This window comes from Azorhizobium caulinodans ORS 571 (genome assembly GCF_000010525.1).
GTDB classification, from domain to species: domain Bacteria; phylum Pseudomonadota; class Alphaproteobacteria; order Rhizobiales; family Xanthobacteraceae; genus Azorhizobium; species Azorhizobium caulinodans.
The window spans coordinates 3,499,179-3,511,300 of the sequence record NC_009937.1 but is presented as its reverse complement, the minus strand read 5'-3'; the positions used below and the strand labels follow the sequence as shown (position 1 = coordinate 3,511,300).

Annotated in this window: 11 protein-coding genes; 8 read left to right on the top strand and 3 right to left on the bottom strand. The window is 68.1% G+C overall.

Annotation, left to right across the window (positions count from 1 at the left end):
* Positions 1-183: 183 nt before the first annotated feature.
* The 7 genes from AZC_RS15840 (at position 184) to kdsA (ending at position 8,349) form a co-directional block, all read left to right on the top strand.
* Positions 184-1,368: a pyridoxal phosphate-dependent aminotransferase gene (locus AZC_RS15840; protein ID WP_148209859.1), complete on the top strand. Its 1,185-nt coding sequence runs from the start codon at positions 184-186 to the stop codon at positions 1,366-1,368.
* A gap of 107 nt (positions 1,369-1,475) precedes the next feature.
* On the top strand, positions 1,476-3,617 hold the full coding sequence (locus tag AZC_RS15835; protein ID WP_012171593.1) for a sodium-translocating pyrophosphatase: 2,142 nt from the start codon (positions 1,476-1,478) through the stop codon (positions 3,615-3,617).
* A gap of 207 nt (positions 3,618-3,824) precedes the next feature.
* On the top strand, positions 3,825-4,241 hold the full coding sequence (secG, locus tag AZC_RS15830) for a preprotein translocase subunit SecG (RefSeq protein WP_012171592.1): 417 nt from the start codon (positions 3,825-3,827) through the stop codon (positions 4,239-4,241).
* A gap of 109 nt (positions 4,242-4,350) precedes the next feature.
* Positions 4,351-5,979, top strand: coding sequence for a CTP synthase (locus AZC_RS15825; RefSeq protein ID WP_012171591.1), 1,629 nt, complete (start codon positions 4,351-4,353; stop codon positions 5,977-5,979).
* Positions 5,980-6,038: 59 nt separating this feature from the next.
* A complete protein-coding gene (locus AZC_RS15820; RefSeq protein ID WP_012171590.1) occupies positions 6,039-6,923 on the top strand; it encodes a VOC family protein in 885 nt (294 codons plus the stop codon).
* A 160-nt stretch (positions 6,924-7,083) separates the two neighbouring features.
* On the top strand, positions 7,084-7,404 hold the full coding sequence (sugE, locus tag AZC_RS15815) for a quaternary ammonium compound efflux SMR transporter SugE (protein ID WP_043879461.1): 321 nt from the start codon (positions 7,084-7,086) through the stop codon (positions 7,402-7,404).
* 87 nt (positions 7,405-7,491) lie between these two features.
* Complete coding sequence (gene kdsA / locus AZC_RS15810) at positions 7,492-8,349, top strand: 3-deoxy-8-phosphooctulonate synthase (protein WP_012171588.1); 858 nt, start codon at positions 7,492-7,494, stop codon at positions 8,347-8,349.
* A 262-nt stretch (positions 8,350-8,611) separates the two neighbouring features.
* Here kdsA and AZC_RS15805 read toward each other — a convergent pair whose 3' ends face one another.
* Positions 8,612-9,622 carry a hypothetical protein gene (locus AZC_RS15805; RefSeq protein WP_012171587.1) on the bottom strand — a complete coding sequence of 337 codons (1,011 nt, stop codon included), beginning with the start codon at positions 9,620-9,622 and terminating at the stop codon, positions 8,612-8,614.
* 2 nt (positions 9,623-9,624) lie between these two features.
* Positions 9,625-10,077 carry a preQ(1) synthase gene (gene queF, locus AZC_RS15800; RefSeq protein ID WP_012171586.1) on the bottom strand — a complete coding sequence of 151 codons (453 nt, stop codon included), beginning with the start codon at positions 10,075-10,077 and terminating at the stop codon, positions 9,625-9,627.
* A gap of 239 nt (positions 10,078-10,316) precedes the next feature.
* Here queF and eno point away from each other — a divergent pair, with 239 nt between their 5' ends.
* Positions 10,317-11,600: a phosphopyruvate hydratase gene (gene eno / locus AZC_RS15795; RefSeq protein WP_012171585.1), complete on the top strand. Its 1,284-nt coding sequence runs from the start codon at positions 10,317-10,319 to the stop codon at positions 11,598-11,600.
* 79 nt (positions 11,601-11,679) lie between these two features.
* On the opposite strand, the gene AZC_RS15790 is transcribed toward eno, so the two are convergent.
* Positions 11,680-12,057: a hypothetical protein gene (locus tag AZC_RS15790; RefSeq protein WP_012171584.1), complete on the bottom strand. Its 378-nt coding sequence runs from the start codon at positions 12,055-12,057 to the stop codon at positions 11,680-11,682.
* Between the last annotated feature and the right edge of the window lie 65 nt (positions 12,058-12,122).

Here is a 12,122-nt window from a genome sequence, read left to right as displayed (position 1 = left end):
GGGTTGCGCCCGCCCCTTGGCGACAGTGCGGCGGCGCGTTACCACGCCCCACCGGTTCCGCCGGAACGGCTTGCCGCTCCGGTTGTCCTAGCGTCTACCCTCGGGGCGAATGCGGCGGCAAGACGGCGGCTTGGCTGACGCTGCGTCTTCCGTGCCCGTTTCCCGATCACGAAAGCGAATGTGATGTCCTCCCTCGTGCTTCCTCCCGCGCTCGTTCCCGCCTCCCGTCGTTCGGAGGTCGCGCCCTTCATCGTGATGGACGTGATGGAGCACGCGGCCCGCCTGGAAGCCGAGGGGGCGAAGGTGATCCACATGGAGGTGGGCCAGCCCGCCGCGCCCGCGCCGCGCACCGCCCGCAAGGCGGCGGCCGCCGCGCTGGAGCGCGGGCAGGTGGGCTATACGGCGGCGCTGGGCATTCCCTCCCTGCGCGCCCGCATCGCGAAGCACTACAAGGAGCAGCACGGGTTCGACCTCGATCCCGAGCGGGTGGTGGTGACCAACGGCTCGTCCGGCGGCTTCATCCTCGCCTTCCTGGCCCTGTTCGAGGCCGGCGACCGGGTGGCCATCGCCGCCCCCGGCTATCCGCCCTATCGCCATGTGCTCTCGGCGCTCGGCTGCGAGCCGGTGCTGATCGAGACCAAGGCGGAAGACCGATTCGCCCTGACCCCCGAGACGCTGCGCGCCGCCCATGCGGAAAAGCCGCTGAAAGGCGTGCTGGTGGCGAGCCCCGCCAATCCCACCGGCACCATGATGGACCGCACGGCGCTCACCGCCCTTTATGCGGCGGCCAAGGAACTCGGCCTGCGTTTCGTGTCGGATGAGATCTACCACGGCCTCGATTATGCCTTCCCGGCGGTGACGGCGGCCGAGGTGGCCCCCGATGCCGTGGTCATCAATTCCTTCTCCAAATACTTCTGCATGACCGGCTGGCGCGTCGGCTGGATGGTGGTGCCCGAGGGCATGTCGCGCACCATGGAGCGCCTGCAGCAGAACTTCTCCATCTCCGTGCCCACCCTGTCGCAGATCGCCGCAGAGGCCGCCTTCGACGGGCGGGAGGAGATGGATGCGGTGAAGCATGGCTATGAGGAAAACCGCCGCATCCTGACCGAAGGTCTTCCCAAGATCGGGCTCGAGCATTTCCTGCCGGCCGACGGCGCCTTTTATCTTTATGCGGATGTGTCCCGTTTCACGGGCGACTCGCACGCCTTCGCGACGCGGCTTCTCGACGCGGCGCACGTTGCGGCGACCCCGGGCGTGGACTTCGATCCCTTCCGTGGCAAGCAGTTCCTGCGCTTCTCCTATGCCGGGTCGGCGGAAGACATGCGGGCGGCGGTGGCGCGCATCGGGCACTTCCTCTCCAAGGAATAGTGCAGTTCTGCTGTCGCATTACTTGGTTGCGCCCCTGTCGTCCGGCCCTCACACTCCCGTCCCATAAAAACAAAGGCATACGGGACGAAAACGGGAGGGCTGGTCATATGTTGGCACTCGTGCTGATCATTGCCTGCGGACTGTTCGCCGTGGGCTACGGAATCTGGGCCGGGCGGGCGGTCATGGCCGCCGATCCCGGCTCGCCACGCATGCAGGAGATCGCCGCCGCGATCGCCGAAGGCGCGCAGGCCTACCTGCGCCGGCAGTACGCCACCATCGGCATCGTGGGCGTCGTCATCTTCCTGGCGGTGGGCGTCTTCCTCGGTTGGCTCGTGGCCATCGGCTTTGCCCTCGGCGCCATTCTCTCCGGCCTTGCCGGCTTCATCGGCATGAATGTCTCGGTGCGTGCCAATGTGCGCACGGCGCAGGCGGCGACGAAATCGCTCGCCGGCGGGCTCGACCTCGCTTTCAAGGCGGGCGCCGTCACCGGCCTTCTGGTGGCCGGCCTCGCCCTGCTGGGGGTCGCGGTCTACTTCACCTTCCTCACCCGCATCATGGGCTATGGCCTCACCGAGCGCGTTGTGGTGGATGCCCTCGTGGCGCTGGGCTTCGGCGCCTCGCTCATCTCCATCTTCGCCCGCCTCGGCGGCGGCATCTTCACCAAGGGCGCCGACGTGGGCGGCGATCTGGTCGGCAAGGTAGAGGCAGGCATTCCCGAGGACGACCCGCGCAACCCCGCCACCATCGCCGACAACGTGGGCGACAATGTCGGCGACTGCGCGGGCATGGCGGCGGACCTGTTCGAGACCTATGCCGTGACGGTGGTGGCGACCATGGTGCTCGCCATCATCTTCTATTCCGGCGCCCCAGGCGTTCTGGGCAATCTCGTGCTCTATCCGCTGGCCATCGGCGGCGTGTGCATCCTCACCTCCATCGCCGGCACCTTCTTCGTTAAGCTCGGGCCGACCTCCTCCATCATGGGGGCGCTCTACAAGGGCTTTGCGGCGAGCGCCGGCCTCTCGGTCTTCGCGCTGGCACTGGTGACGGGGCTGCTGACAGGCTTCGGCCCCATCGCGGGGACCGCGCTCACCGGCACGCAGCTTTTCCTCTCGGGAATCGTCGGACTGGCGGTGACCGGGGCCATCGTCGTCATCACCGAATATTACACCGGCACGGGCTATCGGCCGGTGGTCTCCATTGCGCAGGCCTCGGTGACCGGCCACGGCACCAACATCATCCAGGGCCTCGCCGTCTCGCTCGAATCGACGGCGCTGCCCACGCTCGTCATCATCGCCGGCATCCTCGTCGCCTATGGCTTGGCCGGCCTGTTCGGCATTGCGGTGGCGGCAACGACCATGCTGGCGCTGGCGGGCATGGTGGTGGCGCTCGATGCCTTCGGCCCGGTGACGGACAATGCCGGCGGTATCGCCGAAATGGCCGGCCTGCCCAAGGAGGTTCGCCACTCCACCGATGCGCTGGATGCGGTGGGCAACACCACGAAGGCCGTCACCAAGGGCTATGCCATCGGCTCGGCGGGCCTCGGCGCGCTGGTGCTGTTCGCCGCCTACAATGCGGACCTGCGCTATTTCATCTCGCAGGCCCGGCCGGGCAGCTATTTCGCCGGCGTGTCCCCCAACTTCTCGCTGGAAAATCCCTATGTGGTCGTCGGCCTGCTGTTCGGCGGCCTGCTGCCCTTCCTCTTCGCCGCCATGGGCATGACGGCGGTCGGAAGAGCGGCAGGCGCCATCGTGGAGGAGGTGCGCCGGCAGTTCCGCGAGAAGCCGGGAATCATGGCCGGCACCGACAAGCCGGACTATTCCCGCGCCGTGGACATGCTAACCCGCGCCGCCATCAAGGAGATGATCATCCCCTCCCTGTTGCCGGTGCTCTCGCCCATCGTCTGCTATTTCGTCATCTATCTGGTGGCGGGCGGCGGGGCGGCCGGCAAGTCGGCGGCCTTCTCGGCGGTGGGGGCGATGCTGCTCGGCGTCATCGTCACCGGCCTGTTCGTCGCCATCTCCATGACCTCCGGCGGCGGCGCCTGGGACAATGCGAAGAAGTCCTTCGAGGACGGATTCGTGGACAAGGACGGGGTGCGCCACCTCAAGGGGTCTGACGCGCACAAGGCGTCCGTCACTGGCGACACCGTGGGCGATCCCTACAAGGACACGGCGGGGCCGGCCGTGAATCCCATGATCAAGATCACCAACATCGTGGCGCTGCTGCTTCTGGCGGTGCTCGGGCATTGAGGACGGGCCGGCGGCTGTTCACAGGGGCAGGGCTCCTTTCGGACGGCCGCCGGCGGCCTATATGAAGGCGCGGCGGGGCTTTGCCATGGCCGCGCGGCAGCCCGCCGTGCAACGCAGGGCGGCAAGGCTTTCCATGCGCGAAGCGTTCGTGTAGGAACCGCCCAAATGGCGCTCCGGGCCCCGCCCGGCGCGAGGATGATGGAATTCATGCAGACCGTTCTGATCGTCATTCACCTGTTGGTGGTGCTCGCGCTCATCGGCGTGGTGCTGATTCAGCGTTCCGAAGGCGGTGGCCTGGGAATCGGCGGCGGCGGCGGTGGCGGCGGCTTCTTCACGGCGCGCGGCACGGCCAACGTGCTGACCCGTGCGACCGCGGTGCTCGCCGCGTTGTTCTTCATCACCAGCCTGGGCCTGACGATTCTCGCAGGCTGGGGCCGCGCGCCCACCTCGATCCTCGGGCCGTCCAGCGGCCAGAGCGGTCCGAGCGTGCCGACCGGCGGCTCCATCCTCGACCAGATCCGGCCGCAGGGCGCGGCTCCGGGAGCCTCCGCTCCCGCGGCCCCGACGCCTCCGGCCGCGGACGCTCCGGCGCCCACCGGCCCGCAGGTTCCGAAGTCTCAGTGATCGCTGCGCCGCGGCAGGCCGCGGCGTGTAGGTTCTCCACAGGCGACGCGGTGCCCCAAAGGGCGTCGCGCTCGCCGAATCGCGTTTGCGCGGAGTAGAGTTGAAGCCCATGGCGCGCTACATCTTCATCACCGGCGGCGTCGTGTCCTCCCTTGGCAAGGGCCTCGCCTCCGCAGCACTCGGCGCGCTTCTTCAGGCGCGCGGGTACACCGTCCGGCTCCGCAAGCTGGACCCCTATCTGAACGTCGATCCGGGCACCATGAGCCCGTATCAGCATGGCGAGGTCTTCGTGACCGACGACGGGGCCGAGACCGATCTCGACCTCGGCCATTACGAGCGCTTCACCGGGCATCCTGCCACCAAGCAGGACAACATCACCACCGGGCGCATCTATCAGGACATCCTCACCAAGGAGCGGCGCGGCGACTATCTGGGCGCCACCATCCAGGTGATTCCCCACGTCACCAACGCCATCAAGGACTTCGTGCTGGAAGGCAACGAGGGCTTCGACTTCGTGCTCATCGAGGTCGGCGGCACGGTGGGTGACATCGAGGGCCTGCCCTTCTTCGAGGCGACCCGTCAGCTCAAGAACGAGCTGCCGCGCAACCACGCCATCTTCATCCACCTGACGCTGATGCCCTTCATCCCCTCCGCCGGGGAACTGAAGACCAAGCCGACGCAGCACTCCGTCAAGGAACTGCGCTCCATCGGCATCCAGCCCGACATCCTGCTCTGCCGCTGCGATCGCGAGATCCCGCGCGAGGAGCGGCGCAAGCTCTCGCTCTTCTGCAACGTGCGCGAGAGCGCCGTGATCGAGGCGCGCGACGTGGACAACATCTACGCCGTGCCGTCCTCCTACCATGCGGAAGGTCTCGACACGGAAGTGCTGGCCGCCTTCGGCATCGAGCCGGCCCCGGCGCCGAACCTCCAGCGCTGGACCAATATCGAGCAGCGCGTGCGCAACCCCGAGGGCGAAGTGACCATCGCCATCGTGGGCAAGTACACGGGCCTCAAGGACGCCTACAAGTCGCTCATCGAGGCGCTGAACCACGGCGGCATCGCCAACAAGGTGAAGGTGAACCTCGACTGGATCGAGAGCGAGACCTTCGAGACCGAGGACCCGGCGCCCTTCCTGGAGCATGTCCACGGCATTCTCGTGCCGGGCGGCTTCGGCCAGCGCGGCGCCGAGGGCAAGATCCGCGCGGCCCAGTTCGCCCGCGAGCGCAAGGTGCCCTATTTCGGCATCTGCTTCGGCATGCAGATGGCCGTGATCGAGGCGGCCCGGAACCTGGCCGGCGTCAAGAACGCCAACTCCACCGAGTTCGGCGAGACGTCCGAGCCGGTGGTGGGCCTGCTCACCGAATGGCTGAAGGGCAATGAACTGGAGCGCCGCTCGGCAGCGGGCGACCTCGGCGGCACCATGCGCCTCGGCGCCTATCTGGCGCAGCTCAAGGAGCCGTCCCGCGTCGCCGGCATCTATGGCGCGCAGGAGATTTCCGAGCGTCACCGTCACCGTTACGAGGTGAATACCGCCTACAAGGATCGCCTCGAGGCCTGCGGTCTCATGTTCTCCGGCCTGTCGCCCGATGGCCTGCTGCCGGAGATCGTGGAATATGCGGACCATCCCTGGTTCATCGGCGTGCAGTTCCATCCCGAGCTGAAGTCGCGCCCGTTCCAGCCGCATCCGCTCTTCGCCTCCTTCATCGGGGCGGCCATGGAGCAGAGCCGGCTGGTGTGAGTGAGCCTGCCGCTCCGGCGTGAAGCCGGGCGGCGTGCGATCAGGTAAAGGAGTTGCCCATGCGTCGCGGCCTCGATCACGTCGTCCATCTGGTGCGGGACGTTGATGCGGCCGGGGAGGTCTATGACCTGCTGGGCTTCACCGTCGGCTCGCGCAACCATCATCCCTGGGGCACGCACAACCGCATCGTCCAGACACCGGGCTTCTTCATCGAGATTCTGGAAGTTGCCGAGCCGGAGAAGATCCCGCCGCACGATGGCGCCTTCTTCTCCTTCGGCGCCTTCAACAAGGCCCGGCTCGCCCGCAGCGGCGAGGGCCTGTCCATGCTGGTGCTGGAAGGCACCGATCCCGTGGGCGACAAGGCCGATTTCGATGCGGCCGGCATCGGCGGCTACGACCTGTTCGATTTCTCCCGGCAGGCCCGACGTCCGGACGGCTCCGAGGTGGAGGTGGGCTTCACGCTCGCCTATGCCCGTGATCCCATCGCGTCCGAAACCGCCTTCTTCACCTGCACCCAGCGAAAGCCGGAGAATTTCTGGTCGCCGCAGATGCAGCGCCATGCCAATGGCGTGACGCAGGTGCTGGGCGTGGTGCTGGTGACCGACAGTCCCGCCGACCACGTGTCCTTCATCGACACCTTCTCCGGCTGCACGCCGCGCCGGGCAGTGGACGGCTGGTTCGTGACGCAGACGCCGCGTGGGGCCATCGACCTCATGACGCCCGAATTGTTCACCGAGCGCTATGGCGTGGCCGCGCCGCAGGGTGAGGGCCTGCGCCTCGCGGCCGTGCGCTTCGACACGCCCGGCGCCGCCGACCTGCGCCGAGGCCTCGCCGCCCGGCGGATGCTGGTGGAGCAGATCGAGGGCATCGCCGTGGTGCCGCCCACTGCCGCCATGGGCGCGACGCTGATCTTCGAGCGCAACGAGGACGCCGCCGCCGGCTGACGGGTGCTTGATCCGGGCAGGGCGTGTCCTACATCCTGCCCATGCCTGCCACGGCGCAGGCACCCGCGCGGACGACCGTCGCGGTTCTTCTCCTCCGGCGCGGACGACCCCGCCATTCGAGCCCACCGGCCGGGCCGGCCGGGCTCCCACGGAGTGTCTCGTGGCCTGGATCATCCTTTTTGCGGCCGGCCTCATGGAAGTGGGCTGGGCCATCGGCCTGAAATATGCCGAGGGCTTCACCCGCCTATGGCCCTCGGTCTTCACGCTGGTCTGCGCCGGCTTCAGCCTGTTCCTGCTCTCGGTCGCGGCCCGCGACCTGCCCATCGGCACCGCTTATGCGGTCTGGGCTGGCATCGGCATGGTGGGCGCGACGGTGGTCGGCATCATCGTCTTCGGCGAACCCTCCGACGCGCTGCGCCTCGCCTCCATCGCGCTGATCGGTGTCGGCATCGTCGGGCTGAAGCTCGCGACGCCCCATTGAACGCATGTATCCCCCGCGCGGCGGGAGGTTTCCCGCCGCCGGGCCATTGGCTATGAAGCGCGTCACAGATGACGCCGAGGAGAGACCATGAGCGCGACCGCCGTTGAGCCCCAGTCCGTGGTGGAGGCGGGCAAGGTCCGCATCGGCAACAGCCTGCCGCTCGCCCTCATCGCCGGCCCCTGCCAGATGGAGAGCCGCGACCACGCGCTGGAAACCGCCGCCGCGCTGAAGGAGATCACCGATCGCCTCGGCATCGGCCTCATCTACAAGACCTCCTTCGACAAGGCGAACCGTACCTCGGTCAATGCCGCGCGCGGCATGGGCCTTGAGAAGGCGTTGCCGGTGTTTGCCGAGATCGGCGAGCGCTTCGGCCTGCCGACGCTGACCGACGTGCACGAGATCCACCAGTGCGCCCCCGTGGGCGAGGTGGTGGACGTGCTCCAGATCCCGGCCTTCCTCTGCCGCCAGACCGACCTTCTCGTCGCGGCGGCCAGGACCGGCCGGGTGGTGAATGTGAAGAAGGGCCAGTTCCTTGCGCCCTGGGACATGGTCAATGTGGTGGCCAAGCTCACCCAGTCCGGCAACGGGCGCGTGCTGCTCACCGAGCGCGGCGCCTCCTTCGGCTACAACACGCTGGTTTCCGACATGCGCGGCCTGCCGGTGATGGCGCAAACCGGCGCGCCGGTGGTGTTCGACGCCACCCATTCCGTGCAGCAGCCGGGCGGCAAGGGCGCCTCCTCCGGCGGGCAGCGCGAGTTCGTGCCGGTGCTTGCCCGCGCCGCGGTGGCGGTGGGCGTGGCGGCGGTCTTCATCGAGACCCATCCCGACCCGGATCATGCCCCCTCCGACGGCCCCAACATGGTGCCGCTGAAGGATCTGGAGTCGCTGGTGGCGCTGTTGCAGGAGATCGACCGCGTGGCCAAGGCGCATCCGGTGGCGATCTGAGCGGGCGAAGACACCGGTTCTCTGAAATCCTGACCTGGTGATCGGCGCTCGCCGTTCGCGTCCCTCCCCCCTTGTGGGGGAGGGCAGGGAGGGGGGTAGAACGGCCGGGGCAGGGGATGCCGCGAGGTTTTGGCGCGAGGCGTCGCGCGATCGGAGAGGGCGTTACCCCCCTCCCTGGCCCTCCCCCTCAAGGGGGGAGGGAATTCGCGCTATCCGGAAGACCGGTGCTCGGGGGGAGAGGACTTCCTCCCCCAATCGCCCCTCAGTTCGGCTCGACCAGCACCTGACGCGCCCGGTCATAGCGCCACATGGCACCGGGCTGGAGGTGGGTGCCGCCGAGCCAGCGGTCCACCGCATTGGTCGAGGCGTGGTCGAAGCGGCCGCGCAGGGCGGAGATGCCGGCGGGCGTCAGCTTGATGGTTGCGCGGGCGAAGGCGCGGTAGGTCATTTCCTCCGGCGCCGGCGCATCTTCTGAAGGCACGAACGGCCGGCAGTCGGAGGCGCGGAAGGGCAGCCCCTCGATCAGCGGCTCGTGGGCGAAGGCAAGTCCGTCCAGCCGCAGGAAGAAGGGCATGTCCGCCAGAAAGCGTGCCTCGTCCATGGCCTGCACGGCGGCGAAGACCTGATGCACCTTCTTCGGCCCGTCCGCGAGCTGGCGCAGGATGCGCTCCTCGGTCAGCGACAGGCCGCTGCGGGGCGCGGGCAACTCCTCCAGCGCCCGCTGCAGGGCGGCGCCGAGATGGGGCAGCACGGGGTGGTCGCGGCCGGCAAGGCCCGCCAGCGCGCGAGGGGTCGGCGCGGTGAAGGCCTCCCAGGCCGCATGCCCGGCTTCCAGTTGCAGCGTCGTCACCGGCAAAGCGCAGTGGGAGAGGGTGCGGATGTCGTCCGCCTCCAGCGTGCCGAGATAGTCCTGCGCCTGCACGAGCTTCAGCCCCAGCCGTTCCGGCTCGCGGGCGAAGAAGTGCAGGAGCTGGATCAGCTGGAGCTGGTCATAGAGGTCGTGCTCGAACCAGAGCTGCACCTCGTTGAAGGCGATATGGATCTCAAGCTGCGCATCCCGTTCGGCGAAGTCGGCCCGCACGCTGCCGAAGTCGAGGCCGAGCGCCTCGGCAAGGAAGCCCGCGCGCGCGTCCGCCACCTCGGCCAGCGAGGGGCTGTCCGGAACCGGCCCGTCATGCAGCATGTCGCGCCAGGGCAGATGGTGGCCCTTCACGCCGCCCGCCCGCAGGCGCTCCACGGCGCTGTCGCCATTGGTGATGATCAGCTTGGGCATCGTCAGCCTCTCCCACGATAGGGGGCGACACCGGTTTCCGGCAGCCAGACCCCGCGCGGGAGCTCGCCGGTCTGCCAGAACACGTCGATGGGAATACCGCCGCGCGGATACCAGTAGCCGGCGATGCGGAAGAAGCGCGGCTTCAGCAGCTCGACCAGCCGCTTGCCAATGGCCACCGTGCAGTCCTCATGGAAGGCGCCGTGGTTGCGGAAGCTGGCGAGATAGAGCTTGAGCGACTTCGATTCCACGAGCCAGGCGTCCGGTACGTAATCCAGCACCAGATGGGCGAAGTCCGGCTGGCCGGTCACGGGACACAGCGAGGTGAACTCGGGCGCCGTGAAGCGGGCCACGTAATTGGTGTCGGGATGGGGATTGGGCACGCGGTCCAGCACGGCCTCCTCGGGTGAGGACGGCAGGGCGGTCTCGCGCCCGAGCTGGAGCTTGGCTTCGGTCATCATCGGTCCTTGGATGCGGCGTGAAGCGGCGGTCCTGGATGGCATTTCCTGACGCGGAGCGGCTGAGCGCGCTCCTTTTTTGAGCACTGTAGCGCAATTTGCCGGCTTGTGCGCGAAAGGCTGCCGCGCGCCATGACCCCTTACCAGCGGCGGCGTGACAGGCTAGAAGCGCAGCGCTCCGTTTCGCATCCGCGCGCCGCGCGGGTCACGCTTTGGGCAGAGGAAGGGAAGGACGCTCCATGACCGCCATTGTCGATATCGTCGGCCGGGAAATCCTGGACAGCCGCGGCAACCCCACGGTGGAAGTCGATGTGCTGCTGGAAGACGGCGCGCTCGGTCGCGCGGCGGTTCCCTCCGGCGCGTCCACGGGCGCCCATGAGGCGGTCGAACTGCGCGACGGCGACACGGGCCGCTATCTCGGCAAGGGCGTCGAGAAGGCGGTCGAGGCGGTGAACGGCGAGATCTTCGACGCCATCGGCGGCCTCGATGCCGAGGAGCAGGCGCAGATCGACGCCGTCATGATCGAACTCGACGGCACGCCCAACAAGGCCCGCCTCGGCGCCAACGCCATCCTCGGCGTGTCGCTGGCGGTGGCCAAGGCGGCCGCCATCTCCAACAACCTGCCGCTCTATCGTTATGTGGGCGGCGTGAACGCCCGCACCCTGCCGGTGCCGATGATGAACATCATCAACGGCGGCGCGCATGCGGACAATCCCATCGACTTCCAGGAATTCATGATCCTGCCCGCCGGCGCGCCGACCTTCGCGGAAGGCCTGCGCTGGGGCGCCGAGATCTTCCACACCCTGAAGAAGGGCCTGAAGGACGCCGGCCATAACACCAACGTGGGCGACGAGGGCGGCTTCGCCCCGAACCTTGCGTCTGCCGAGGCGGCGCTCGACTTCGTGCTGAAGGCCATCGAGAAGGCCGGCTTCAAGCCGGGCGAGGACGTGTTCCTCGGCCTCGACTGCGCCGCCACCGAATTCTTCAAGGACGGCGCCTATCACTATGAGGGCGAGGGCAAGGTCCGCGACATCGACGCCCAGGTGAAGTATCTGGCGCAGCTCGTCGGCAACTACCCGATCGTCACCATCGAGGACGGCATGTCCGAGGACGACTGGGCGGGCTGGAAGCAGCTCACCGACGCCATCGGCGCCAAGTGCCAGCTTGTGGGCGACGACCTGTTCGTGACCAATGTCGAGCGCCTCGGCCGTGGCATCAAGGAAGCCACCGGCAACGCCATCCTCGTGAAGGTGAACCAGATCGGCTCGCTGACCGAGACGCTGGAGACGGTGGAACTCGCCCACAAGTCCGGCTATCGCGCCGTGATGTCCCATCGTTCGGGCGAGACCGAGGACTCCACCATCGCCGATCTCGCGGTGGCCACGAACTGCGGTCAGATCAAGACCGGCTCGCTCGCCCGCTCCGACCGCACCGCCAAGTACAACCAGCTCCTGCGCATCGAGCAGGAACTGGGCGCACAGGCGAAATATGCCGGCAAGGCGGCGCTCAAGGCCTTCGCCTGAGCCTTCAGGTCGATCGTTGAATGACGAGGCCTCCGCGCTCCGGCGCGGGGGCCTTTTTCTTTGGCGGATGGGACAGGGTTCAGAGTGCGTGGCGCAGGCCCGGAATGGCGGTGACGATCTCGTCCACCGTGGCGTCGCCCGCCGTCTCGCGGGCATAGGCCACCACCTCGCGCACCGTGGCCTGGACCTCGATCATGCTGAGGCCCTCGGCCATGAGTCGGTCGGCGACGCGCATCAGCCGCGCCATGCCGCCGAAATGGCTCGTGCCGTCCCCATCCGCCTCCGGCTCGCCGCTGCCGGTGGCCGGCGCGAGGTCGGGCAGAACGGCATGCAGGCGCGCGCGGGTCGGGGGCGGGGCTTCCGTGTTGAGAAAGGTCGAGAGCACGCGGACGGCCGATCTGGCCTGTGCCTCGCTGAGGCCCACGCGGGCCATGAGGCGGTCGGTGAGGGGCTCCATGAAGGTCTCTTCTGCCGTCTCTGGGAGCGGCATGGTGACGGTGAAGACCGGGCCTTGCAAGCGTG